This is a genomic window from Blastococcus sp. DSM 46786 (assembly GCF_900109665.1).
Taxonomy (GTDB): domain Bacteria; phylum Actinomycetota; class Actinomycetes; order Mycobacteriales; family Geodermatophilaceae; genus Blastococcus; species Blastococcus carthaginiensis.
This window is the reverse complement of sequence record NZ_FOAO01000028.1, coordinates 35958-59508: the sequence shown is the minus strand read 5'-3', so window position 1 is coordinate 59508 and position 23551 is coordinate 35958. Positions and strand designations below refer to the sequence as shown.

The window sequence follows — 23551 nt, the reverse complement described above, 5'->3', positions numbered from 1 at the left end:
GGGCAGAACACCGACCGGCTGCACTCCGAACCGGCCTTCGCCATGCTCTGCGGCGCCGCCCCCATCCCGGCGTCCTCGGGCAGAACCCACCGCCACCGGCTCAACCGCGGCGGCGATCGCCAAGCCAACGCCGCCCTCTACCGCGTCGCGCTCTGCCGGATGCGCTGGGACCCACGCACCCGTGCCTACGTCGAACGCCGCACTCAAGAGGGACTGTCGAAGAAGGACATCATCCGCTGCCTCAAGCGCATGATCGCCCGCGAGCTCTACTACGTCCTACGCCCCACCCAGTCGCCCGAAAACATCGCCTCGGCCGCTTGACGATCCATAGGAGCATCCCGAACATGGCGCGGTCACCCCGGTAGGCGCGACACCATCGGCAGGCGGGACCGGACGACCAGCCCGGTGACGGCCACCGCCACCAGGGGGACGGCGAAGGCGACCGCCGCCAGCAGCAGCCACGGGACGTCGACCACCGGGTTCACCCCGGCCCCGTAGTCGGTGCTGGTGAGCGGGTAGGCGACCGCGATCCCCGGCGCGAGCCCCACCAGGGTCCCGAGCAGCGCTCCCCCGCCGGCGATCACCGCCGCCGAGCCCATCGCCACGAACCGGCGGGTGCGCGGAGCGGCGCCCAGGGCCGCGAGGGTGGCGAAGTCCGGCCGTGCGTCGGACAGCGCCAGCCCGGTCGCGGTGCCGGTGGCCACCAGGACCAGGACCGAACCGAGCGCGAGCAGCACCAACCGCGGCAACGCGAGGTCGTCGCTCCACCCCCGCTCGACCCGGAGCTCACCAGCGCCCAGGGCGCTCAGCAGCCGGTCGGCCCGCCGCTCCTGCTCGGGGGTGACCGGGTCCCCCGGCCCGCCGACGACCAGCTCGATCGGCGTGAACTCGACCGGCAGCCGGTCGGCCAGGGACGGCGGCACGAGCACGGCGGCAGGGATCCTGACCAGCCCGCCGTCGTTCGGCGGCGGGATCGGGACCTCGACGGCGGGCAGCGCCGCCGTCGAGGTGACCCGCCTCTCCCCGTTCTCGTCGTAGGCCACCGCGGCGAGCTGCACCTCGCCGCGCTCGTCCACGGCCCCCGAGCCGAACACGACCGCCGTGCCCTCCGCCAGCGCACGGGATGCCGCCTCCGGCAGTCCGCGGGGCGTCAGCGCCTCCGCCCCGCCGGCCTCGACCACGAGGAGCGAGCCGCCGGCAGAGACGGCCCCCGAGACGTCGGGGAACCAGGTGCAGTCGACCGGCCCGGTCGTGCACCCCGGGGTCACGGGCGCGAGCTCCCGCCAGCCGTCCGCGCCCCCGGTGGCGGCCACCCGGACCAGGTGCACGTCGCGGCCGGGGACCTGATCGCGGAGCGCCTCGGCCACCTGGGCGCGGCTCTGCTCGTCCAGGCCGCCCAGATAGGCGATGCCGGCGCCCTCGACGGCCGCAGGCTGGTAATCCCGCCGGTCCTGGGCGCTGTCGCTGGCGCTGCCGACCAGCAGCGCGGTGATCCCGGCGACGGTCGCCATGACCGCCGCCAGCGCCGGTGCGGTGCGGCCCCGGTTGCGGGTCGCGTCGCGCACGGCGATCCGACCGGAGGTGGGCAGCCGCGGGGCCAGCGGCGCCAGCAGGCCCAGCAGCCACGGGGTCGCGGCCACCACCCCGAGGACCAGCAGCACGGCGCCCCCGGCGATCCCGAGCTCGGTGCCCCGGGTGCCGAGGACGACGAGCGCCAGGCCGACCGCCGCCAGCACCAGCCCCAGCACGGGTGAGCGCCACGAGGTGCGGACCTGCCCCCGCCGCCCGGCCAGCGCGTCGACGACGGGCATGCGTGCCGCCTGCCGGGCCGGGACGGCCGCTGCGGCCAGCCCGGCCAGCACCGCGACGGCGACCAGGCCGACCAGGTCGAGCACCGGCACCTCCGCCGGGCCGGCGCCGAGTTCGACGAACGCGCCGATCACCGGCACGAGCACCAGCCCCAGCCCGGTGCCGAGACCGACGCCGAGCAGGGCGCCGACCCCGCCGAGGACCAGGCCGGAGGCCAGCACCACCCGGCGCAGGTCCCCGGGGGCACCGCCCCCGGCGGCCAGCAGCGCGAGGTCGCGCCGTTGCCGGCGCACCCCCACGGCGAAGGCCGGCCCGGCCAGCAGCACCACCTCCAGGGCGATCGAGACCCCGATCAGGGCGAGGACGGCGACCCCCGCGTCCGGACCGGTCTCCCACCCACCGCCCGGCTGCCACGCCTCCGCCGGCGGCGGGTCCTCGGCGACCTCACGGGAGAGGACGGTGAGCCCCTGCTCGTTCAGGTCCTGCACGGCCGCCCAGTCCAGGCCGCCGGGGACGTCGGCGTAGAAGGTGGCGCCGGTGCGCACCAGCAGGTCGGCCCGCTCGGCGGGTAGCAGCATCAGCACACCGGTGAACTGGCGCGGCTGCCGGACGACGCCGACGATCCGCGCCGGCACGTCGTCGCGGGTCAGCGCCAGCTCCTGGCCGACCACCAGGCCGCGCTCGGCCAGCTGCGGGCTGATCGCCACCTCCCCGGCGCGGCCGGGCAGCCGGCCCTCGACCAGCTCCAGCGTGCCGGCGAGCAGCGGATCGCCCGGATCGGCGGCCAGCGCGTTCACGCGGGCGTAGCCGGAGTCGGTCCGGTACCGGGTGCGCCCGCTGACCGTCTCCACGACGCGCGACCCCTCCGGCAGGGCCGCGGCGACCTCCGCGCGGCTCCACGGCTCCTGGGCGGGGGGCCCGTCGCTGCCCACCAGCTGGCCGCTGGCCGGGTCGACCCAGACGGGACTGCGGAAGGCGGCGGTGATCCGCGCGTCCGCGCCACCCAGGAGCGCGGGCCGCGCCTCCTCCGCGCTGACGTCCACGGTCCGGGCGAAGGTGTCGGCCGCCGAGACCGCGAGCACCGGCAGCCCGATCATGAGCAGGACCAGGGCGGTGCGGCCCCTCGCCCGGCGGGCGTCGCGGCGGGCGATCCGGACAGCGAGGCGCCAGCGGGTGAGCCAGCGGCCCATCACGCCCCGCCGGCGGCGAGCAGCGACTCGGCCGGCGCAACCGGACCGCTCTGGTCGACGATCACACCGTCCCGCAGGAACACGACCCGGTCGGCCCAGGCGGCGTGCCGGGCCTCGTGGGTGACCAGCACGCCCGCCGCCCCGGCCTCGCAGCGGGCCCGCAGCACCCGCAGCACCTCCTCGCCGGTCGTGGAATCCAGCGCGCCGGTGGGTTCGTCGGCGAGCAGCAGCCGGCGCGGCCCGACCAGCGCCCGGGCGATGGCCACCCGCTGCTGCTGCCCGCCGGACATCTCGTCGGGGAAGCGCCCGGCCAGAGCGCCGACGCCGACCTCGTCCAGGGCGGCCCGCGCCGTTCGCCGGGCCACGCCCCCGCGGACGCCGTCGAGCTCCAGCGGCAGCGCCACGTTCTCCACCGCGGTCAGCGAGGGCAGCAGGTTGAGGTCCTGGAAGACGTAGCCCACGCTGCGCCGCCGGACGGCCGCCACCTGGGCGGGGGAGAGGCCGGCGAGATCCCGGCCCTCGACGCACACCCGGCCGGCGGTCGGCGAGTCCAGCCCGCCGGCCAGCTGCAGGAGCGTGGACTTGCCGGAGCCCGAGGGGCCCATGACGGCGACGAGCTCACCGGGCGTGACGGACAGGTCCACCCCGCGCAGCGCCTGGACGACGACGTCGCCCTGGCGGTGCTCGCGGGTCACGCCCGACAGCTCGAGCAGCGGCGCGCTCATCGCCGACTCCGCTCGACCGTCGCGGCGCCGGCCGCCTCCGCCGCCGGCCCGGGGGCGGGGCGACGGGTCGCGGCGCGGGCCACGCGGGCCTCGCAGTGGTCCAGCCAGCGGCTCTCCGCCTCGGCGCGGAAGACGAGCGAGTCGAGCACCAGCGACCAGGCGAGGTCCTCGGCGCCGTCGCCCGCCCGGGCCTTGAGCCGGGTGAGCTGCTGGAGGCCGGTCATGGTCGCGGTCCGCTGGGTCTGGACGACGGCGAGCACGTCGACCCCCGGCGTGGTGACCGCGAGCGCCAGCTTGATCGCCAGCTCGTCCCGCGGCGCCCCCTTCGGGCTGACCGGCGAGCCGAACCAGCCGCTCACCTCCGTCCGGCCGGCGTCGGTGAGGCGGTAGGCGATCCGGCCGTCGGCGTCCGGGGTGCCGTCCTGGACGACCAGGCCGTCCCGCTCGAGCCGGTCGAGGGTCGAGTAGACCTGCCCGACGTTCAGCGGCCAGGTCGCCCCGGTCGCGGCGTCGAACTCGGCGCGCAGCTGGTACCCGTGGCTGGGCCCGCGCTGGAGGAGGGCCAGCAGACCGTGTCGGATGGACATGGATACGGAGTATGCATACGCGGTATGGCCCAGGCAAGACCCCCCGGTTCCGTGCCGGCCCCCGCCGACGATCCATAGGAGCATCCTGATCACCAGGGGTCCTGCTCACGGTCGACGGTGAGCCAGGACCTCGTGCGGTGAGCCAGGACGGGCGGCTCAGCCCGGGATGTAGTTGAAGCTGTCCGGGTCGGGGCCGGTGCGCTCGCCGCGGTCCAGGCCGGTCAGCGTGGACATCTCCTCGCGGCCGAGCTCGAAGTCGAACAGCGCGAAGTTCTCCGCCATGCGCTCGCGGGATGAGGACTTCGGGAAGACGACGTCGCCGCGCTGCACGTGCCAGCGCAGCACCACCTGAGCCGGGGTGCGGCCGAGGCGCTCGGCGATCGCGGTGATGGCCGGGTCGTCCAGCACCTTGCCCTGGGCGATCGGCGACCAGGCCTCGGTCACGATCTCGTGCTCGGCGTCGAACGCGCGCACGTCGTCCTGCGCGAGGTAGGGGTGCACCTCGATCTGGTTGACGGCCGGGATGATCTCGGTCGCGTCGAACAGCCGCTGCAGGTGGTGCGGCTTGAAGTTCGAGACGCCGATCGCGCGGCAGCGGCCGTCGCGGTAGATCTCCTCCAGGGCCTTCCAGGTCTCGACGTAGTCGACATCGATGCCCGGCAGCGGCCAGTGGATGAGGAACAGGTCGAGCTGGTCGAAGCCGAGCTCGGCCAGCGTCCGGTCGAAGGCGCGCAGCGCGTCGTCGCGGCGGTGGAAGCCGTTGTCGAGCTTGCTGGTCACGAAGATCTCACCACGGTCGATGCCGGAGCGGGCGACGGCCTCGCCGACGCCCTTCTCGTTGCCGTACATCTCCGCGGTGTCGATGTGCCGGTAGCCGACCTCCAGCGCGGTCGCCACGGTGTCGGCGGTCCCCTCGGGCGGGACCTGGTACACGCCGAACCCCAGCTGCGGGATCTGGACGCCGTTGTTGAGTGCGAGAGAAGGCACGGTGGCCACAGGCTGATCCTTCCGGTTCGAGGGAGGGCCGCGAGCCGCACGATCGGTCGTGCGCGATCGGCCCGCACCCCGCCTACCCGGTGGTGCGGTCGTCAACCAACCCCGCGGGCGCCGGCCGGTCGGCGACCAGCGCCGCGCCGCCGAGCCCGAGCAGCGCCACGAAGGCGGCCGCGACCGCGGGCACGGCGAACGCCGTCTCGGCGCCCCATGCGTCCACCGCGGCCCCCGCGACCGCCGAGCCGACGGTGACGCCGAGGGTGAGTCCGGAGATGGTCCAGGCCAGCGACTCGGTGAGCAGGCCGGGCGCCGTGCGCGACTCCACCAGCGAGGTGCCCGAGACCAGCACCGGCGCGATCGTCAGCCCCGCGAGGAAGCCGACGCCGACCAGCACGGCCAGCGACCCGACGCCCCACAGCAGCTGCGCGGCCAGGCCGAAGGCGACCGCCGTCGCCACGAACCGCGTGGCCAGCGTGCCGGGCAGCCGCGCGAGCCCGTAGACCAGGCCGGCCAGCAGGCTGCCCGCGGCGAAGACGGCGAGGGCCACCCCGGAGAGCGCCGGTGCGCCCTCGGCCTCCGCGAAGCCGACCACCACGACGTCGATCGCGCCGAACACGGTGCCCACCGCCAGGTAGGTGACCGTGACGACCAGCAGGGTCGGCGTCAGCACCGCCCACCACCGGGCGGTGGAGGGCCCGGCGACGGGGTGCGGCGGCGGATCGGTGTCGCGCAGCGCGGCCAGCCAGAGCCCGCCGACCGCACCCAGCACGACCCCGGTGAGGAAGCCGACGGGCGGGGCCACGAGGGTGGCCAGGATCGTCACCAGCGGCGGGCCGACGACGAAGACCACCTCGTCGGCCACGGCCTCGAAGGCGAACGCGGTCTGCCGGCCGGCGCGGTCGAGCACCGCGGCCCACCGCGCGCGGACCAGCGAGCCGATGTTGGGGCTGCTGCCCCCGACCGCCGCCGCGAGCACGAACCAGCTCCAGCGGGGCGCCCCGCCGACCACCGCGGCGACGAACGCGACCCCCGAGAGCGCGAAGACGACCATCGCCAGGCGGAGCACCGGCCCCTGGCCGCGTCGGTCCATGGCCCGGGCCCACTGGGGCCCGGCGATGCCGTAGCTGAGGGCGAGGGCGCCGGAGACGGCGCCGGCGAGGCCGTAGCTGCCGGTCTCCTGCGAGACGAGCAGCACCGCCCCCAGGCCGAGCATGGGTGCGGGGAGCCGCCCCACCCACCCGGCCAGGGAGAAGGCCACGGAGCCGGGGACGGCGAACAGGCGGCTGTAGGGGCTGAAGACGGTGCGGGCCGACACGGTTCTCTCGCGCTTCCTGGCCACAGGCGAGTGCGGGACGTCCTCCGCCGGTCTCTCGGGTGGCGAGGGCACGGTAGCAACGCCTCCCCGGCGGTGCCCGCGCATTTCCAGCCCGCCACATGTCGCCGGTCGCGGCTACATTCGGGCCATGACCGGCGCCGACCTCCCCGATCCCGCGGTCCGTCGCGCCGTCGGCGCGGTGGCCGCCGGGTCGGGCGGCCTGGTCGACCGGTACGGCCGCACCGCCACCGACCTGCGGGTGTCGCTGACCGACCGGTGCAACCTGCGCTGCACGTACTGCATGCCGCCCGAGGGCCTGCAGTGGCTGCCCAAGGTCGAGCAGCTCACCGACGACGAGGTCGCCCGCCTGGTGCGCATCGGGGTGGAGCAGCTGGGCATCCGCGAGGTGCGCTTCACCGGGGGCGAGCCGCTGCTGCGCCCGGGCCTGGCAGGCATCGTCGCCGCCGCGACGGCGCTGCGCCCGCGGCCCGAGGTCAGCCTCACCACCAACGCCATCGGGCTGTCCCGGATGGCGCCCGCGCTGGCCGAGGCGGGGCTGGACCGCATCAACGTCAGCCTGGACACGCTGGACCGCGAGCGCTTCAAGCAGCTCACCCACCGCGACCGGCTGGACGACGTCCTCGCCGGGCTGGCCGCCGCACGCGACGCCGGGCTCACGCCGGTGAAGGTCAACGCCGTCCTGCTGCACGGGATCAACGACGTCGACGCGGTGCCGCTGCTCGATTACTGCCTGGAGCAGGGCTACGAGCTGCGCTTCATCGAGCAGATGCCGCTCGACGCCCACCACGCCTGGACTCGCGGGCGCATGGTCACCGCCGAGGACATCCTGGAGCGGCTGACGGGGACGCACGCGCTCACCCCGGACAGCGATGAGCGGGGTTCCGCGCCGGCCGAGCGCTGGCTGGTCGACGGCGGCCCGGCCACGGTCGGGGTGATCGCCTCGGTCACCCGGTCGTTCTGCGGCAGCTGCGACCGCACCCGGGTCACCGCCGACGGGCAGATCCGCAACTGCCTGTTCGCCCGCGAGGAGTCCGACCTGCGCACGGCGCTGCGCGAGGGCGCCACCGACGCCGAGCTGGCCGACCGCTGGCGGATCGCCACCCTGGGGAAGCTGCCCGGCCACGGCATCGACGACCCGAGCTTCCTGCAGCCGAGCCGTCCCATGTCGGCGATCGGGGGTTGAGATGCCCGCCGTGATCGTCCGCTACTTCGCCGGCGCCCGCGCCGCGGCCGGCGTCGACACCGAGCCCTGCGAGGCCGACACCCTCGACGAGCTCGTCGTGCGGGTCTCCGGCGCCCACGGCGAGCGGCTGGAGCGGGTGCTCACCGCCTGCTCGTTCCTGGTCGACGGTGCCCAGCCCCGCGACCGGGCGGCCCCGCTGCCCGCCGGCGCGGTCGTCGACGTCCTCCCGCCCTTCGCCGGAGGGTGAACCGCGCTTTGCCACGGGGTGTCCGGCCCACCAGGATGGAGTCATGAGCATCTTCGACAAGGCGAAGGCGAAGGCCGAGGAGCTGTACGGCCGGGCCGAGGAGCTGTACGGGGAGTCGCACGGCGACGCCGCGGCGAAGGTCGACGGGGAGGCCCACCGGCTGGAGGCCGAGGCCGAGGAGGCCGAGCTGGAGCACGACGAGCGGACCGACGACGACGGGCTCGCCGGGGCCCGCTGACCCCCGCGCCGACGGTTGACCGGCCCGCCGGGTGGGAATCCGTCCGACATGGTTCCGTCGGGCGTTGCCGACGTGGCGCCGTGGGGCGACTGGCTCTCCGCGGCGGAGGGGGCGCTGCGCTTCCTCCACGGGTACGTCGGCTGGGACCTGTGGGTGGTCACCCACGTCGAGCACGACCGGCAGATCATCGTGCGCGCCTTCCCCGAGTCGCTGGTGCGGCCGGGCACCGAGCTCCCGTGGGCGCAGAGCTTCTGCCGCCAGATGATCGAGGGCAACGCACCGCGGGTGGCCACCGTGACCGCCGCCGTGCCGGCCTACGCCTCCCGGTCCTACGGCTCCATCCGGGACATCGCCGCCTACGTGGGCGTCCCCCTGGTGACGCGGGACCTCGAGCTGTTCGGCACCCTCTGCGGCATCGCCTTCCGCGCCAAGCCGCGCAGCGCCAGCCGCGAGCTGCCGGTCGTCGAGCACACTGCGCGGATGCTGAACACCCTGCTGGCCACCGATCTGCCCGCGCCCACGCGGACGGACCTCCGGTGAAGGCCCGGCGGCTGACCGACGCGGTGACGCACCACGGAGAGGGGCCCGTGTGGTCGCCGGCGTGGGGCGGCCTGCGCTGCGTGGACATGCTCGCCGGCGACGTCCTCGCGGTGGGTGAGGACGGCGCGGTGGTGCGCCGGCACGTCGGTGCGGTCGCGGCCGCGCTCCGCCCGCGTCGCGGGGGCGGCGCCGTCATCGCCCTGGAGCGCGGGTTCGCGTTGGAGGACCCCGACGGCGCGGCCAGCGCGCTGGAGCCGGTGTGGACCGACCCCGGCGTGCGCATGAACGACGGGGACTGCGACCCCGACGGCCGCTTCTGGTGCGGCTCCATGGCCTACGACCAGACGCCGGGCGCCGCGGCGCTGTACCGGCTGGACCCCGACGGCGGCGTGCACGAGGTCTTCGGCGGCGTCACCGTCTCCAACGGGCTGGCGTGGAGCCCCGACGGATCGCTGGCCTACTACGCCGACACGGCCACCCACCGCATCGACGTCCTCGACTACGACCGGGACGCCGGGCTGACCGGGCGCCGCCCGTTCGTGCGCTTCCCCGACGACGGCAACCCCGACGGCCTGACCGTCGACGCCGAGGGCGGCATCTGGGTCGCCCTCTACGGCAGCGGCGAGGTGCACCGCTACGACGCCGACGGCCGGCGGGACGCCGTGGTCGAGCTGCCCACGCCCCAGGTGACCGCCTGCACGCTCGGCGGGCCCGGCCTGGACCGGCTGTTCGTCACCACGTCGGCCGAGGGCGGGCTGGACGACGGCGTGGCGGGGTCGCTGTTCACCGTGGACGTCGGCGTGCGCGGGCTGCCGGCCCGCGCGTTCGCCGGCTGACGGGGCCGCCTACGGGCAGGCGACCCACTCCTCCTCGCCGTCGCCGAAGACCTGCCGCTTCCAGATGGGCAGCCGCTTCTTCACCTCGTCGACGAGCTCGGCGCAGGCGGTGAAGGCCTGGCCGCGGTGGGAGGCGCTGACCGCGCAGGCGAGCGCGACGTCGCCGATGCCGAGCAGGCCGATGCGGTGGCTGACCGCCACGGCGTGCACCTCGGGGCGGGCGGCGAACTCCTCGGCCAGCTCGGTGAGGACGTCGGGCGCGCTCGGGTGGCCGACGTACTCGAGCTCGGTCACCGAGCGACCGCCGTCGTGGTCGCGGACGACCCCGGCGAAGGACACGACCGCGCCGGCGGCCGCGACGGAGACGGCGTCCTCGTGCTCGGCGACGGACAGCGGCGCGTCCACGACCCTGGCGATCACGGCGTCGACGCTACCCCCGGCGGCGGGACGTCGAGGTCCACCGGATCGGCGAGGCCGGTGCAGTCGACCTCGACGACGTCGTGCGCGGCCAGGTAGCGGCGGGCGCCCTCGTCGCCGGTGGCCGACTCCGCGACGCCGGCCCAGTGGTCGCGCCCCAGCAGCACGGGGTGGCCGCGGACGCCCTCGTACGTGGCGGTCGCCAGCACGTCCGGGGCCGCGTGGGCGGCGACGGCGGCGAGCGCCCCGGGGGTCAGGCCCGGCATGTCGACCAGGGTGACCAGCGCGGCGTCCACCGTCCCCGGGAAGGCGCGCAGCCCGTCCAGGCCGGTGCGCAGCGAGGAGGCCATGCCCGATTCCCAGTCCGCGTTGGCCAGCACCGTCGCCCCCGTGAGGTCCGCGGTGCGCCAGACGTCGACCGCCCGGGCGCCCAGCACGACGAGGACGACGTCGCAGGCCGCGCGCGCCGTCCGCACCGCACGCTCGACCAGCAGGCTGCCCTCGTACTCGACCAGCGCCTTGGGCATCCCGTAGCGGCGGCCGCCCCCGGCGGCCAGGACGACGGCGGCTGTGGTCATGCCGCCACTCTCCCAGGCGCGTTCCCGGTCAGCGGGCGTAGACGGCGACCTCGGAGGCCTTCACGCCCGCCCACACCTCCGCGCCGGGGGCGAGCCCCATCTCGGCGAACGAGGTGGCGGTGACGTCGGCGACCAGCGGCACCTCGCCGTCGAGCTCGCAGCGCACCGTGGCGCCGTGCGGGGTCGCTCCCACCACGCGCTCCCGCCACAGGTTGCGGGTGCTGCCGTCGGGCCGCGTGGCGTACAGGGCCACCGACTCGGGGCGGATCGCCGCGAACACCGGTCCGCGGGCGTCCTCGGCCACCGCCACGGCCGCCCCGCCGTCGAGCCGGACCAGACGGCCCTCACCGGTGCCCGGCAGCAGCGACAGCCCCACCAGCCGGGCCACGTAGTCGGTGCGGGGGCGGCGGGCCACCTCGGCGGGGGTGCCGACCTGCACGACCTGCCCCTCCTCCAGGACGACGACGCGGTCGGCCAGCGCCATCGCGTCCACCGGATCGTGGGTGACGAGCACGGTGCTGCCGCGGAAACCGGCCAGGTGCCGGCGCAGCTCGGCGCGCACGGTCAGCCGGGTGCGCGCGTCCAGGGCGGACAGCGGCTCGTCGAGCAGCAGCAGCGCCGGGTCGCCGACCAGCGCCCGGGCCAGCGCCGCCCGCTGCGCCTGACCTCCGGAGAGCTCGGCGGGTCGCCGGTCGCCCAGCCCGTCGAGCCCCACGCGGGTCAGCCATCCCGCCGCGGTCGCCCGCGCCTCCGCCCGGCGCATGCCCCGGGTGCGCAGGCCGAAGGCGACGTTGTCGGCCACGCTCAGGTGCGGGAAGAGCAGGGCGTCCTGGAACACCATGCCCAGCGCCCGCCGGTGGGCCGGGCGCGACGCGCCTTCGTCGTCCCAGACCTCGCCGTCGACCACCACCCGCCCGCGGTCGGGGCCCAGCAGGCCGGCCAGCACCCGCACGAACGTCGACTTGCCCGCCCCGTTGGGGCCGAGGAGAGCCAGCACCTCGGCGTCGGCCACCTCGACGTCGAGCCGCAGGTGGAGGTCGCCCCGGCGGGTGTCGACGCTCGCGGTCAGGCTCACGCGGCGCCCGTCCGGCCCAGCCAGCGGTCGCGGAGCAGCAGCAGGGTGGCCAGCGAGACGGCCAGGAGCACCACCGAGAGCACGATCGCCGCGTCGGGGTCGCGCTGCAGCGCCAGGTAGACCGCCAGGGGCATCGTCTGCGTGGTGCCCGGGAAGTTGCCGGCGAAGGTGATGGTGGCGCCGAACTCGCCCAGCGCCCGGGCCCAGCAGAGCACCGCGCCCGCGGCGACGCCCGGCGCGACCAGGGGCAGGGTGACGCGGCGGAACGTCGTCCAGCGGCCGGCGCCGAGCGTGGCGGCGACGTCCTCGAAGCGGGCGTCGGCCGCCCGCAGCGCACCCTCGACGCTGATCACCAGGAACGGCATCGCCACGAACGTCTCGGCGATGACGACGGCGGTGGTGGTGAACGGGATGGTGATCCCGAAGGCGTCGTCCAGCCAGGAGCCGACGATCCCCTGTCGCCCCAGCACGAGGAACAGCGCGACACCGCCCACGACCGGCGGCAGCACCAGGGGCACGGTGACCAGCGCCCGGAGCACCGAGCGGCCACGGGCACGGGAGCGGGCGAGCACCCAGGCCAGCGGGACGCCGAGCACGAGCGAGAGCGCGGTGGCGAGCGTGGCCGACACCAGCGACAACCGCAGCGCCTCCCCCACCGCCGGGTCGGCGAGCTGGGTGGCCAGCTGCGACCACGGGGTGCGCACCAGCAGGCCGAGCACCGGCAGCACCAGGAAGGCGGCGCCGAGGGCGGCGGGGACGAGCAGCGGCGCCGGTACCCGCGTGCCCTCGCGGGCGCGGCTCACGGCTGCTGGAACCCGGCGTCGGCCAGCGCGGCCCGCCCCTCGTCGGAGAGGACCAGGTCGACGAAGGCGCGGGCCGCCTCCGGGGCGGGTGCGTCCGCCAGCACGCAGATCGGGTAGTGGTTCACCGCCTGCGCCGCCTCGGGGACGGTGACGCCCTCGACGGCGCCCCCGGCGGTGGCGACGTCGGAGGCGTAGACGAGCGCGGCGTCGACCTCGCCCAGCTCCACCTTCGTCAAGGCGGCCCGCACGTCCTCCTCGAGGGTGTCGGGCCGGGCCGCGACACCGGCGGCGGTGAACACCTGCCCGGCCGCGACCCCGCACGGCACCTCCGCGGCGCAGACGGCCAGGGCGAGCTCCTCGCGGGCGAAGTCGGCCAGGCCGGTGATCCCCGCCGGGTTCCCCCTGGGCACGGCGATCTCCAGCACGTTGGTGGCGAAGACCTGCGGCTCGCCGTCGGCGAGGCCGGCGTCGGTCACGACCGACATCTGCGCCTCGTCGGCCGAGGCGAAGACGTCCGCGGGAGCGCCCTGCGTGAGCTGCGTGGCCAGCGCCGAGCTGCCGGCGAAGCTGAACCGCACGTCCAGGCGGGGGTGCTCGTCCTCCAGCCGCCCGCCGAGCTCGGTGAAGACGTCGGTGAGCGAGGCGGCGGCGAACACGGTGAGGGTGCCGGTGAGCCCGCCGTCCCCCGGCGCCCCGGGGCCGCCGCTCGAGGCGGAGCCGCCGCAGCCGGCGAGGGCGAGCACCGTCGCCACGAGCAGGGCACGCACGCGCACGGAACCTCCCGGGTCGACCGCTCCTGCGGGAGACCACACCAGACCACTCCGCATCTGCGCAAGTGCTGGACTCCGCGGGTCCCGCAATTGCGGAGTCAGGGCACGTCGACGCTGACCTGGGTCGCCTTCACCGTCGCGACCGCCCGGACGCCCACCACGAGCCCCAGCTCGTCGGCCGCCTCGCGGGACATGAGGGAGACGACGCGGAAGGGCCCGGCCTGGATCTCCACCTGCGCCATGACGCCGTCGCGGACGACGTTGGTGACGATGCCGGCCAGCCGGTTCCGGGCCGACGACGGCGTGGTCCCGGGCTCGGGGGCCTCGCGCAGCTGCGTGGCCAGCCGTGCCAGGTCGGCACCCTCGACGATCGCCGGGCCCCCGCCGTCCCGGTGCGCCGGCAGGCGGCCGCCGTCCACCCAGCGCCGGACCGTGTCGTCGCTGACGCCGAGCAGCGCCGCCGCCTCGGCGATGCGGTAGGTGGCGGCCACGGCAAGACCCTAGCCGCGCCTGTGGACGACCGGCGTCCTCCACAGGCCGCCCGCTCGGGGCGTCTGCTCCGGCGGGCAGCATGCCGGACGTGATCGACGACGCCTGGCTCGCGGACCTCCTCCAGCACCGGGCCCCGGTCCTCACCGACGCCGGGGCCGCCGCCGAGGTGGCGGCCACGCTCAGCGCGCAGGGGTTCGCCCTCGACCGTGGCGGCCTGCTCTCGCGGACGCTGCAGGACGCGCTGGACGGGACCTGGGAGCGGGGCTGGCAACCGGCCGACGTCGCCCACGCCGCCCGTCGGCAGGTCGGCGCGGGATCGGTGCCACTGCTCGTGGCGCTGCTCGCCGAGCACGCTCGTCGCACCGATGCGGTGTCGCGGGCACCGGAGGGCTGGGCGGCGCAGCTGCGCGAGCTCGGGGCGCTGGACCCCGGTCACGCTCCCGGCACGGCGGTCACCTCCTGGCACCGGGCCGAGCGGCGGGCGCCGGCCGAGGCGTGGCGCATCGTGCTGCAGCTGACCGGGATGCTGCGCACCACGGCGCGCATCGAGGTCCTCGTGCCCCCGCCGTCGCGGTGGGGCCCCGCGCGGAGCCGCGCCGAGGGGCCGGTCGCGGGCGGCGACGACCGGGCGTTGCGGCGCATCCGCGGCCTGCTGGCGAAGGCGGAGGCAACCGGGTTCCCCGAGGAGGCCGAGGCGCTGACGGCCAAGGCGCAGGAGCTCATGACCCGGCACGCGGTGGATGCGGCCCTGCTCGACGGCGGCGCACCGGCCGGCGTCGACGTCGACACCCGCCGGGTGCACCTCGCCGACCCGTACGCGAGGGCCAAGACGCAACTGCTGGGCGCCGTCGCGGAGGCCAACGACGTGCGGCTGGTCTGGTACCAGGGCCTGGGCATCGCCACCCTGGTCGGCATCCGGAGCGATCTGGACGCGGTGGAGCTGCTGTTCACCTCGCTGCTGCTCCAGGTCGCCCAGGCGCTCGCCGCCGCGGAACGGCAGGAGGGCCGCGGCTCGGCCTCGCGGTCGTTCCGCCGCGCGTTCCTGCTGGGCTACGCCCACCGCATCGGCGAGCGGCTGGCCTCGGCGCGCCGGCGGGTGACCGAGGAGGCGGCGGCGGAACGGGGCACGGACCTGCTCCCGGTGCTGCGGTCGCGGCAGGAGGCCGTGGAGGCCCGCACGCAGGAGCTCTTCCCGAAGGTCCGGTCCAGCCGCAGCCGGTCCTCCGTCGACGCGGGCGGCTGGTACGCCGGCCGGGCAGCCGCCGAGCGCGCCGACGTCGCCCCGCGGCGCTCACCTCTCCGCTGACGCACGTCACGCGCCGCGACCGCGTCGCCGCTTCCTCGCAGCCGCGTTCCCCGGAGCGGCCGCAGGGGGGAACGTGGCGTGGGCCAGCGCACCGTTTGCCGCGCACCCCCGCCGGGGAGAGGCAGCCGGTGCCTCCCTCCCCCGAGCGGGACAACCCCGCCGGCGCCAGCGCGTCCGTCCGCACCCGCCGCATCCGTGAGTTCGCCCGCGAGGCGCTCGGCTACGAGGATTTCCGCCCGGGGCAGGAACGGGCCATGCAAGCCGTCGTCGGCGGCCGCGACACCCTGGCCGTCCTCCCGTCGGGCGCCGGGAAGACCGCGATCTACCAGGTCGCTGGTCAGCTCCTCGACGGCCCGGTGCTCGTCGTCTCTCCGCTCATCGCCCTGCAGCGCGACCAGGTCGAGCGGCTCACCGGGCTGGCGGACCGCGCCGGCCGCGCCGCGCAGCTGAACTCCACGCTCTCCGCCGGCGACCAGCAGGAGGCCCTCGACGGTCTCGGTGACGGAACGGTCCGCTTCCTCTTCCTCGCCCCCGAGCAGCTGGCCAAGCCCGAGGTCGTCGACGTGATCGCGAAGGCCCGGCCCGCTCTGTTCGTCGTCGACGAGGCCCACTGCGTCTCCGCCTGGGGCCACGACTTCCGCCCCGACTACCTGCGCCTCGGCACCGTCATCGAGCAGCTGGGTCACCCCGCGGTGCTGGCGCTCACCGCCACGGCCGCCCCTCCGGTGCGCGCGGAGATCCTCGAACAGCTCGGCATGCGGGAGCCCGAGGTCGTCGTCGCCGGCTTCGACCGGCCGGAGATCCGCCTGGAGGTCGACCACCACGCCGACGCCCGGGGCAAGCAGGAGGGCGTCCTCGACCGGGTGCTCACCGAGATCGGCGAGGGGCGCGGCCCCGGCATCGTCTACAGCGCGACCCGCAAGGGCGCCGAGGAGATCGCCACCGCCCTCGCCGACAGGGGGCTGCGCACCCACGCGTACCACGCTGGGCTGAAGAAGTCCGACCGCGAGGAGACCCAGCGGGCCTGGATGGACGACGAGCTGGACGTCGTCGTCGCCACCACCGCGTTCGGCATGGGCATCGACAAGCCCGGTACCCGCTTCGTCGTCCATGCCGAGCCGGCCGACTCCGTGGACAGCTACTACCAGGAGATCGGCCGGGCCGGCCGCGACGGCGACCCGGCCCTCGCCGTCCTGGTCTACCGGCAGGAGGACCTGGGGCTGCGCCGGTTCTTCGCCGCCGGCGCCCCCGCCGAGGAGGAGCTGCAGCAGGTGGCGGGCCTGGTACAGGCCGCCGCCGCGGCGGGCATCGACGACGGCGTCGACGTCAAGGCGCTGCGGGAGGAGACCGGCCGGGCCGCCACCCCGCTGGTGCGCGACCTCAACCTGCTGGAGCAGGTCTCGGCGGTCGTCCTCGACGAGGACGGCGCCGCCCACCCGGCCGAGGGCGCCCCACCGCCCGGGGAGGCGGCCGAGCAGGCGCGGGAGCTCGCCGAGCACCACGAGAAGGTCGACCAGTCGCGCGTGGAGATGATGCGCGGCTACGCCGAGACCACCGAGTGCCGCCGCCAGTTCCTGCTCGGCTACTTCGGCGAGCAGCTCGACGAGCCGTGCGGCAACTGCGACAACTGCTCGGTCGGAACCACCCACGAGCACGTCGCCACCGAGCCCGAGGACACGCCCTTCCCCGCGGAGACGCCGGTCGAGCACACCGAGTGGGGCCCCGGCGTGGTCATGCGGGTCGAGGACGACCGGCTCACCGTGCTGTTCGACGAGGTCGGCTACAAGACCCTCGGCCTGGCCGCCGTCGTCGAGCACGACCTGCTCCACCCCCGCAGCTGAACGCACCGCCCGCCTCGACCTGCGGGACCGGCCCATCGCACCCATGATCATCAGCAGGACAGCGGGTCGACGCGCCTGGAGCAGACAGGGCACGGACCCGGGAGAAGGAGTGCACGCGTGAAGGTCCTCGGCATCAACGCGATCTACCACGACCCCGCTGCGGCGCTGGTCGTCGACGGCCGGATCGTGGCCGCCGCGGAGGAAGAGCGGTTCAGCCGCCGGAAGCACGGCAAGCGCCCCCTGCCGTGGAGCGCCTGGGAGCTGCCCGAGCTCTCGGCCGCCTGGTGCCTGGAGCACGCCGGCATCCGACCCGAGGAGCTCGACGCCGTCGCCTACTCCTTCGACCCCGCGCTCATGGGCACGCCCGAGGACTCCGGCCTGTTCGACGACGGCGACAGCATGCGCAAGAAGTACGCCGAGATGGCGCCGGACTTCCTCGCCCACGCCCTGCCCGGCCTGGACCCGGCGAAGGTCCGGTACGTGAAGCACCACGTCGCGCACGCCGCCTCCGCCGGGAAGGCCGCCCCGCAGCGGGACAACGCGGTACTGGTCCTGGACGGCCGCGGCGAGGCGCACAGCCACCTCGCCGGCCGCTACGTCGACGGGCAACTCGAGGTGCTCGCCGGCCAGGCGCTCCCCCACTCCCTCGGCCTGATGTACGAGGAGCTCACCGACCACCTCGGCTTCCTGCGCAGCTCCGACGAGTTCAAGGTCATGGCGATGGCCTCCTACGGCAAGCCCCGCTTCCTCGGCGAGCTGTCCGAGCTGATCCGCGCCACCGACGACGGCGGTTTCCGCACCGAACGGATCGATTTCGAAGAGTTCGCGCCCCGCCTGCGCAAGGGCGACGACTGGACCGAGGCGCACGCCGACCTCGCCGCCAGCGTGCAGACCCGCCTGGAGGAGGTGCTGGTCGACCTCGCCCGCTGGGTGCACGAGCAGACCGGCTCGACGACGCTCACCATGGCCGGCGGCACCGCGCTCAACTGCGTCGCCAACACCCGTGTCCTGGCCGAGAGCCCGTTCGAGCAGGTGTGGGTGCAGCCGGCCGCCGGCGACGCCGGCACGGCGCTGGGCGCGGCCCTGCACGTCGCCACCGAGCTCGGCGAGCGCACCGAGCCGATGGCCGGCGCCGACCTGGGCCGCGCCTGGAGCGACGACGGGATCGAGCGGGTGCTGCAGACGGCCGCGATCGTCTACGAGCGCCCGGACGACGTCGCCGAGGCCGTCGCCGAGGTGCTCGCCGACAACGGCATCGTCGCCTGGTTCCAGGGCCGCAGCGAGTACGGCCCCCGCGCGCTGGGCCACCGCTCGCTGCTCGCGCACCCCGGCTTCGAGGCCAACCTGGAGCGGATGAACGACGTCAAGGGCCGCGAGCAGTTCCGCCCCGTCGCCCCGATGGTGCTGCTGGAGCGCGCGCCGGAGATCTTCAGCCGGGGGCCGATCCCCTCGCCGTACATGCTGTTCGTCCACGACGTCGCCGAGGAGTGGCGCGACCGCATCCCCACGGTCACCCACGTCGACGGCACGGCCCGGATCCAGACCATCGACCCGGCGACCGAACCGCTGGTGCACCGCATGATCTCGGCGTTCGAACGCCGCACCGGCCTGCCGGTGGTGGTCAACACCAGCCTGAACACCGCCGGCCGCCCGATGGTCGACGACCCGCGGGACGCCCTGGAGTGCTTCGGCTCCGCCCCGGTCGACCTGCTCGCCATCGGTCCGTTCGTCGTCCGCCGGTCGAAGGCCACCCCCCGCCCCGGCCGCGGCTGAACCGGCGGCCACGCCCGGGTCTCGGTTCGGCAACACCGTCCCCCGCACGGGCGACGGGTCGTTACTCGTGCTCAGGCAGGGGTACGCGTGCCTGGCAGTTCCCTGTCAAGAACCTGGCAGGTCGGATGACCTATGGGAGGACGCGATGTCTGCAACCCGCGGCAACACCGGCGCAGACCGGGGCATGACCTGGCCGCAGATGCTGGGCCTGGCCATCGGGGCCGTCTACCTGCTGGTGGGGATCGTCGGATTCTTCATCACCGGGTTCGACAACTGGTTCGCGCACGACACCGACGAGTACATCGTCGGCTTCGAGATCAACCCGTTGCACAACGTCGTGCACATCGTCATCGGTGCCGCCGGCCTCGCGCTGTCGCGCACGCTGACCGGTGCCCGCACGTACGGCTGGCTGCTGGCCATCGGGTACGGCGCCGCCTTCGTCTACGGGCTGTTCGCCGTCAACGAGGAGTGGGACTTCCTGAGCCTCAACTGGGCCGACAACTGGCTGCACCTGGTCAGCGCCCTGGCCGGCCTGGTCATCGCCCTGGGCCCGGTGCGCAACGCCGTCGAGGGTCGCACCCGCGCCTGAACGGGCACCCCGTCCCGCGGAGCCGGGTCGCGTCGTCCCCAGGGACGGCGGGGCCCGGCTCCTCGGCTTTCCGAGCACCGGGGCACCCCGATGCGACGACCGTCACGTCCGGCGCTACGTTGCCGGACATGGACTTCGCTCTCTCCGCCAAGGCCGAGGACGTCTGCGCACGCGCGTGGGACTTCATGCGGGAGCACGTGTTCCCCGCCGAGCCCGTCTACGAGGCCTGGCGCGCCGAGCGCGGCTACGACAACCACGAGCACCCGCCGGTCCTCGAGGAGCTCAAGGCCGAGGCGCGCAAGCGCGGCCTGTGGAACCTCTTCCACCACGAGGTGGGTGGCCTGACCAACCTCGAGTACGCCTCGGTCGCCGAGATCACCGGCTGGTCGCCGACCATCGCCCCCGAGTCGATGAACGTGGGCGCGCCGGACACCGGCAACATGGAGACGCTCATGCTCTTCGGCACGCCGGAGCACAAGGAGCGCTGGCTCGACCCGCTGCTCGAGGGCGAGATCCGCTCCGGCTTCGCGATGACCGAGCCCGACGTCGCCAGCTCCGACGCCCGCAACATCCAGACCTCGATCGTCCGCGACGGCGACGAGTACGTGATCAACGGCCGCAAGTGGTGGACCTCCGGCGCCGCCGACCCGCGCTGCCAGATCTTCATCGTCATGGGCAAGACCGACCCCGACGGCCCGCCGCACCGCCAGCAGTCGATGGTGCTCGTCCCCCGCGACACCCCGGGGCTGGAGATCATCCGGCACCTGCCGGTGTTCGGGTACCAGGACCAGCACGGCCACTCGGAGCTGCGCTTCACCGACGTCCGCGTGCCGGTCAGCAACATCCTCTCCGGCGAGGGCGACGGTTTCATGATCGCCCAGGCCCGGCTGGGCCCCGGCCGCATCCACCACTGCATGCGCGCCATCGGCATGGCCGAGCGGGCGCTGGCGCTCATGGTGGAGCGGACCAAGAACCGGGTGGCGTTCGGCCGGCCGCTGGCCGAGCAGGGCACCGTGCGCGAGGCGATCGCCCTGTCCCGCATCGAGATCGACCAGGCGCGCCTCTACGTGCTGAAGACCGCCGACCTGATCGACAGGTACGGCGCGAAGGGGGCCCGCACCGAGATCTCGGCCATCAAGGTGGCCGCGCCGAAGGTCGCCCTCGACGTCATCGACCGCGCGATCCAGGTGCACGGCGGCGCCGGCGTCAGCAACGACACGGTGCTCGCCCGCTTCTACGCCAGCGCCCGCACGCTGCGCATCGTCGACGGCCCCGACGCGGTGCACATCCGCGGCGTGGCCAAGGAGGAGCTGGCCCGGGAGCGCCCCTTCTCCGGCTGAGCGATGTGGCGGCCTCTCCGCCGCCGTCCGCCGACCTCACCGTCGCGTCGCCGTCCTCGTGCTGTACCGCGAGGACGGCGACCGTGCGGCGAGGTCGGCCCCTCTGCGCCTGCCCGCGGGAGCCGCCGTCACGGGGTCAGCGTGCTCCCGAACCCCCCGCCGGCCAGCTTCGCCATGAGCTGGGTGCGGTCCAGCCCCATCTCCGCCAGGGCGTCGCCGTCCCGGTCGGTGTCGACCTGGTCGCCGAACCGCCCCTCCACCTTCTCGGCCGTGTCGTTGTCGCCCTCGGTGCGCAGCATCCGCACCAGCTCCTGCTTGTCCAGCTTCACCGGTCCTCCGTCCACCGCCCGTCGGGCGTCGTGGCGAGTGTGGTGCCGGTCACCGCAGGTCCGCAACGGTGGCCTGCTGAACCCTCCAGATCACGATCCGGTCACGGCGGCGTTCATCCGGCCCGTCCTCGGACGTCGTGGACAGTGACGACGGAGGGAGGCCCGGTGGGACGAACGGACGAATCCGCCTTCGAGGAGTTCGTCGCGGCACGATCCGGTGAGCTGCTCCGGACCGCCGTGCTGCTGACACGCGACCGCGGCCACGCGGAGGATCTGCTGCAGACCGCGCTCGTGAAGGCGTACCGCCGCTGGGGCCGGATCTCCGGCGACCCCTTCCCGTACGTGCGCCGGGTGCTGGTCACCAGCGCGGCGAGCTGGTGGCGGTTGCGCAGCACCCAGGAGATCGTGTCGCTGCCCGCGCACGACCCCGCCGCCCCTGATGCGACCGACGCCTTCGCCGAGCGGGAGCGGATGGCCCAGGCGCTGGGCACCCTTCCGCCGCGCATGCGGGCGGTGCTCGTCCTCCGCTACACGGAGGACCTCAGCGAGGCGGCCACCGCCGACCTGCTCGGCTGCTCGGTCCACACCGTGCGCAGCCAGACCGTCCGGGGCCTCGCCCGGCTGCGCACCGTCCTCGGCGCCACCCCCGCCACCGTCTTCGTTCCCCACCCGTCCCACCACCCCGGCGAGGAGTGCTGACGTGACGATCTCCGACGGCGAGCTGGAGGCCGGCCTGCGCGACCTGCGCTACCGTGCCGACGTCCTCGCGCCTCCCCCTGCCGACCTGGCCGAGCGCACCCGCGAGCGGTACCGCGCCCAGCGGCGCTCCCGGGCCGCCATGGCCGCCGGCGGCCTCGTGACCCTGGCGGTCCTCGTCGGGGTGCCCGTCGCGACCTCCGGCCTGCTGGCCGGCGACCGGGGCGGCGAGGTCGCGGTGCCGAGCATCGCGACCCGGGCTCCGGCGCCCGCCCTCTACGACCTGCCGACGCGCGGCTCGCTCGCCGGGGACGAGGAGTGGCTGGCCGGGGTCCGGGAGCTCGACTGGATGTCCCCGGAGCTCGCGGCCATGCTGCCGCCGGGCGTCGAGCTGCCCGATCCACCGGTCGAGACCCGCCGGATCGCCTGGGCGGGCGAGGTGGCCGGCAGCCGGGTGGCGCTCGTCCTCGGCCGGACCGAGCAGGATGTCCTCGGCCCCACCGGACAGGAGGGCGTGATCCAGGCCTGGTTCACCGGTCCCCGCGACGCCGCGCCGGGCGAGATGGTGCCGGTCGGCTTTCCCGGGCCGGCCCCCCATCTGGAGGCCGCGGAGCTGTTCGCCGCCCCGTACGGGGCGCCCGAGCAGCGCATGGTGGTGGTCGTCGGCGCGCCCGGGGACGAGGCCCGGGTGCTGACCGGCCGGACGGTGACGGCCGCGGCCGACGTCGTCGAACAGTGGGAAGCGGTGCCGATGGAGGACGGCGCCGGCGCGCTGGCGCTCGGTGACTCCTCCGACTGGTCGACCGGCATCCCCGTGGAGCTGTCCCGGCCCGGCCAGAGCCGGCCCCTCAACCGGACCAACACCACCGGGGACGACCTGGTCCGGGCATGGAACGAGCCGGTGGAGGTCGCCGACCCCCGCAGGCTGCGCGGGGTCGTCCACGAGGACGTGCTGCAGCAGGCGGCGAGGCAGCTGGCCGGGCGGTACGGGCTGCCGCTGCGCGACCTCCGCCCGACCCTGCTCGCGGCCGGCCCCGTGGGCGGCGGCTCGGAGAACCGGACCCTCCTGGTCGGCCTGACCTTCCCCTCCGGCGCGACGGGGGCCGCGCTCGTCGACTACTGGACGGACCGGTTCGACATGCCGCAGGAGAGTTCGTTCGGCGTCACGCTGGCCCCGGCCGGCACCCCGCTCCTGGAGCAGGTGTTCGCGGTGCCCACCTCGGAGTCGATCACGATCAGCGGCCCGGCGTCCGGCGTCCTGGCCGAGGTCTACCTCGCGGACGGCACCCTGCACGCCACGGTGCCGTTGGTGGACGGCGCCGGGGTGGGCCCGCTGCGATCGCCCGCGGCCGACCGGGTGCGGATCCTGGACGACCGCGGCGCGGTCGTCGCCGAGGCTCCGCTGTCGGAGCCCAACGGATGAGCGAGCCGGCGTCGGTCACCGCCATGCGGCAGCTCGCCGAGGGGGCCCGGCGGCGACGGTGGGCCGCCCCGCGGCTGTCCGGGCCCCGGTCAGCCCCGGCCGGCGCGACGGACCAGGAACGCCCCCACGGCCGCGAGCACCACGGCCACGGCGAGCTGCGCGATCGCCACGCCGCCCTGGTCGCTGGCGAACCAGGTCGGGGTCGAGACCAGCAGGACCACGGCGACGCCGAGCACCAGCAGCCCGACGAGCCGCTCCCGGCGGGCGTTGCGCGAGCCGGGGGCGCCGGAGGCGGGTTCGGTCATGCCCACCACCCTGCCGGATGGTCGGTGCAGGGGTAGCGGCAGGCCGGACGGGGAACCCCCGTACGAGCCCGATCCGAGACCACGTCGGCGTACGGTGCGACGACGCAGCTCGGAGCCGACCCGGAGGTCC

The 23551-nt window shown here is 75.3% G+C and carries 26 protein-coding genes; 13 read left to right on the top strand and 13 right to left on the bottom strand.

Annotated features, from left to right (window positions below):
* A partial coding sequence (locus tag BMW62_RS20645; RefSeq protein WP_139206330.1) for a transposase occupies positions 1–321 on the top strand: 321 nt, incomplete at its 5' end.
* Positions 322–353: 32 nt separating this feature from the next.
* On the opposite strand, the gene BMW62_RS20640 is transcribed toward BMW62_RS20645, so the two are convergent.
* The 5 genes from BMW62_RS20640 to BMW62_RS20620 form a co-directional block, all read right to left on the bottom strand.
* Positions 354–2999: an FtsX-like permease family protein gene (locus BMW62_RS20640; RefSeq protein ID WP_091935157.1), complete on the bottom strand. Its 2646-nt coding sequence runs from the start codon at positions 2997–2999 to the stop codon at positions 354–356.
* Positions 2999–3724, bottom strand: coding sequence for an ABC transporter ATP-binding protein (locus BMW62_RS20635; protein ID WP_091935154.1), 726 nt, complete (start codon positions 3722–3724; stop codon positions 2999–3001). Before BMW62_RS20635 ends, BMW62_RS20640 begins: the two co-directional genes overlap by 1 nt.
* On the bottom strand, positions 3721–4311 hold the full coding sequence (locus BMW62_RS20630; protein WP_091935152.1) for a PadR family transcriptional regulator: 591 nt from the start codon (positions 4309–4311) through the stop codon (positions 3721–3723). Before BMW62_RS20630 ends, BMW62_RS20635 begins: the two co-directional genes overlap by 4 nt.
* 156 nt (positions 4312–4467) lie before the next feature.
* Positions 4468–5307: an aldo/keto reductase gene (locus BMW62_RS20625; RefSeq protein WP_091935149.1), complete on the bottom strand. Its 840-nt coding sequence runs from the start codon at positions 5305–5307 to the stop codon at positions 4468–4470.
* A 73-nt stretch (positions 5308–5380) separates the two neighbouring features.
* Positions 5381–6619, bottom strand: coding sequence for an MFS transporter (locus tag BMW62_RS20620; protein WP_091935146.1), 1239 nt, complete (start codon positions 6617–6619; stop codon positions 5381–5383).
* Positions 6620–6767: 148 nt separating this feature from the next.
* Between BMW62_RS20620 and moaA the strand changes: the two genes are divergently transcribed.
* The 5 genes from moaA to BMW62_RS20595 are packed head-to-tail and all read left to right on the top strand — an operon-like array spanning position 6768 to position 9684.
* On the top strand, positions 6768–7823 hold the full coding sequence (moaA, locus tag BMW62_RS20615) for a GTP 3',8-cyclase MoaA (RefSeq protein WP_091935143.1): 1056 nt from the start codon (positions 6768–6770) through the stop codon (positions 7821–7823).
* 1 nt (position 7824) lies between these two features.
* A complete protein-coding gene (locus BMW62_RS20610) occupies positions 7825–8070 on the top strand; it encodes a MoaD/ThiS family protein (protein WP_091935140.1) in 246 nt (81 codons plus the stop codon).
* Between the two features lie 43 nt (positions 8071–8113).
* Positions 8114–8308: a hypothetical protein gene (locus BMW62_RS20605; RefSeq protein WP_091935137.1), complete on the top strand. Its 195-nt coding sequence runs from the start codon at positions 8114–8116 to the stop codon at positions 8306–8308.
* A 48-nt stretch (positions 8309–8356) separates the two neighbouring features.
* Positions 8357–8848 (top strand): histidine kinase, encoded by a 492-nt coding sequence (locus BMW62_RS20600; RefSeq protein ID WP_091935135.1) that lies wholly within the window; start codon positions 8357–8359, stop codon positions 8846–8848.
* Positions 8845–9684 (top strand): SMP-30/gluconolactonase/LRE family protein, encoded by an 840-nt coding sequence (locus BMW62_RS20595; RefSeq protein WP_091935132.1) that lies wholly within the window; start codon positions 8845–8847, stop codon positions 9682–9684. The genes BMW62_RS20600 and BMW62_RS20595 overlap by 4 nt, the downstream gene beginning before the upstream one ends.
* 9 nt (positions 9685–9693) lie before the next feature.
* On the opposite strand, the gene BMW62_RS20590 is transcribed toward BMW62_RS20595, so the two are convergent.
* The 6 genes from BMW62_RS20590 to BMW62_RS20565 form a co-directional block, all read right to left on the bottom strand.
* The gene (locus BMW62_RS20590) at positions 9694–10104 is read right to left on the bottom strand and encodes a molybdenum cofactor biosynthesis protein MoaE (RefSeq protein WP_091935129.1); all 411 of its coding nucleotides are present in this window, start codon (positions 10102–10104) and stop codon (positions 9694–9696) included.
* Complete coding sequence (locus BMW62_RS20585; RefSeq protein WP_091935127.1) at positions 10101–10679, bottom strand: nucleotidyltransferase family protein; 579 nt, start codon at positions 10677–10679, stop codon at positions 10101–10103. Before BMW62_RS20585 ends, BMW62_RS20590 begins: the two co-directional genes overlap by 4 nt.
* Positions 10680–10707: 28 nt before the next feature.
* Complete coding sequence (locus BMW62_RS20580; protein ID WP_170852496.1) at positions 10708–11754, bottom strand: ABC transporter ATP-binding protein; 1047 nt, start codon at positions 11752–11754, stop codon at positions 10708–10710.
* A complete protein-coding gene (locus BMW62_RS20575; protein WP_091935124.1) occupies positions 11751–12557 on the bottom strand; it encodes an ABC transporter permease in 807 nt (268 codons plus the stop codon). Before BMW62_RS20575 ends, BMW62_RS20580 begins: the two co-directional genes overlap by 4 nt.
* Positions 12554–13324 (bottom strand): molybdate ABC transporter substrate-binding protein, encoded by a 771-nt coding sequence (gene modA, locus BMW62_RS20570; RefSeq protein WP_244524192.1) that lies wholly within the window; start codon positions 13322–13324, stop codon positions 12554–12556. Before modA ends, BMW62_RS20575 begins: the two co-directional genes overlap by 4 nt.
* A 101-nt stretch (positions 13325–13425) precedes the next feature.
* The gene (locus BMW62_RS20565) at positions 13426–13818 is read right to left on the bottom strand and encodes a TOBE domain-containing protein (protein WP_091935118.1); all 393 of its coding nucleotides are present in this window, start codon (positions 13816–13818) and stop codon (positions 13426–13428) included.
* Between the two features lie 89 nt (positions 13819–13907).
* Here BMW62_RS20565 and BMW62_RS20560 point away from each other — a divergent pair, with 89 nt between their 5' ends.
* From BMW62_RS20560 to BMW62_RS20540, 5 genes are all read left to right on the top strand, one after another.
* Positions 13908–15125: a DUF2786 domain-containing protein gene (locus BMW62_RS20560; protein WP_170852495.1), complete on the top strand. Its 1218-nt coding sequence runs from the start codon at positions 13908–13910 to the stop codon at positions 15123–15125.
* 128 nt (positions 15126–15253) lie between these two features.
* Positions 15254–16966: a RecQ family ATP-dependent DNA helicase gene (locus BMW62_RS20555; RefSeq protein WP_091935113.1), complete on the top strand. Its 1713-nt coding sequence runs from the start codon at positions 15254–15256 to the stop codon at positions 16964–16966.
* A 117-nt stretch (positions 16967–17083) separates the two neighbouring features.
* Positions 17084–18739, top strand: coding sequence for a carbamoyltransferase family protein (locus tag BMW62_RS20550; RefSeq protein WP_091935110.1), 1656 nt, complete (start codon positions 17084–17086; stop codon positions 18737–18739).
* A 145-nt stretch (positions 18740–18884) separates the two neighbouring features.
* Positions 18885–19328, top strand: coding sequence for a DUF4383 domain-containing protein (locus BMW62_RS20545; protein WP_091935107.1), 444 nt, complete (start codon positions 18885–18887; stop codon positions 19326–19328).
* Between the two features lie 128 nt (positions 19329–19456).
* On the top strand, positions 19457–20668 hold the full coding sequence (locus BMW62_RS20540; protein ID WP_091935104.1) for an acyl-CoA dehydrogenase family protein: 1212 nt from the start codon (positions 19457–19459) through the stop codon (positions 20666–20668).
* A gap of 128 nt (positions 20669–20796) precedes the next feature.
* Here BMW62_RS20540 and BMW62_RS20535 read toward each other — a convergent pair whose 3' ends face one another.
* The gene (locus tag BMW62_RS20535) at positions 20797–20997 is read right to left on the bottom strand and encodes a hypothetical protein (protein WP_091935101.1); all 201 of its coding nucleotides are present in this window, start codon (positions 20995–20997) and stop codon (positions 20797–20799) included.
* 165 nt (positions 20998–21162) lie between these two features.
* On the opposite strand from BMW62_RS20535, the gene BMW62_RS20530 reads away from it, so the two are divergent.
* Positions 21163–21696, top strand: a complete 534-nt coding sequence (locus tag BMW62_RS20530) for a SigE family RNA polymerase sigma factor (protein ID WP_091935098.1) — start codon at positions 21163–21165, stop codon at positions 21694–21696.
* Between the two features lies 1 nt (position 21697).
* Positions 21698–23116 carry a hypothetical protein gene (locus BMW62_RS20525; RefSeq protein ID WP_091935095.1) on the top strand — a complete coding sequence of 473 codons (1419 nt, stop codon included), beginning with the start codon at positions 21698–21700 and terminating at the stop codon, positions 23114–23116.
* An 89-nt stretch (positions 23117–23205) separates the two neighbouring features.
* On the opposite strand, the gene BMW62_RS20520 is transcribed toward BMW62_RS20525, so the two are convergent.
* Positions 23206–23421 (bottom strand): hypothetical protein, encoded by a 216-nt coding sequence (locus BMW62_RS20520; RefSeq protein WP_091935092.1) that lies wholly within the window; start codon positions 23419–23421, stop codon positions 23206–23208.
* Positions 23422–23551: the final 130 nt, after the last annotated feature.

Excerpts from the sequence above, each read along its gene's own strand:
- BMW62_RS20540 (WP_091935104.1), top strand. The coding sequence starts at position 19,457 with ATGGACTTCGCTCTCTCCGCCAAGGCCGAGGACGTCTGCGCACGCGCG.
- BMW62_RS20630 (WP_091935152.1), bottom strand. The coding sequence starts at position 4,311 with ATGTCCATCCGACACGGTCTGCTGGCCCTCCTCCAGCGCGGGCCCAGC.
- BMW62_RS20600 (WP_091935135.1), top strand. The coding sequence starts at position 8,357 with ATGGTTCCGTCGGGCGTTGCCGACGTGGCGCCGTGGGGCGACTGGCTC.
- BMW62_RS20545 (WP_091935107.1), top strand. The coding sequence starts at position 18,885 with ATGTCTGCAACCCGCGGCAACACCGGCGCAGACCGGGGCATGACCTGG.
- BMW62_RS20610 (WP_091935140.1), top strand. The coding sequence starts at position 7,825 with ATGCCCGCCGTGATCGTCCGCTACTTCGCCGGCGCCCGCGCCGCGGCC.
- BMW62_RS20635 (WP_091935154.1), bottom strand. The coding sequence starts at position 3,724 with ATGAGCGCGCCGCTGCTCGAGCTGTCGGGCGTGACCCGCGAGCACCGC.
- BMW62_RS20605 (WP_091935137.1), top strand. The coding sequence starts at position 8,114 with ATGAGCATCTTCGACAAGGCGAAGGCGAAGGCCGAGGAGCTGTACGGC.
- moaA (WP_091935143.1), top strand. The coding sequence starts at position 6,768 with ATGACCGGCGCCGACCTCCCCGATCCCGCGGTCCGTCGCGCCGTCGGC.
- BMW62_RS20520 (WP_091935092.1), bottom strand. The coding sequence starts at position 23,421 with ATGACCGAACCCGCCTCCGGCGCCCCCGGCTCGCGCAACGCCCGCCGG.
- BMW62_RS20640 (WP_091935157.1), bottom strand. The coding sequence starts at position 2,999 with ATGGGCCGCTGGCTCACCCGCTGGCGCCTCGCTGTCCGGATCGCCCGC.
- BMW62_RS20585 (WP_091935127.1), bottom strand. The coding sequence starts at position 10,679 with ATGACCACAGCCGCCGTCGTCCTGGCCGCCGGGGGCGGCCGCCGCTAC.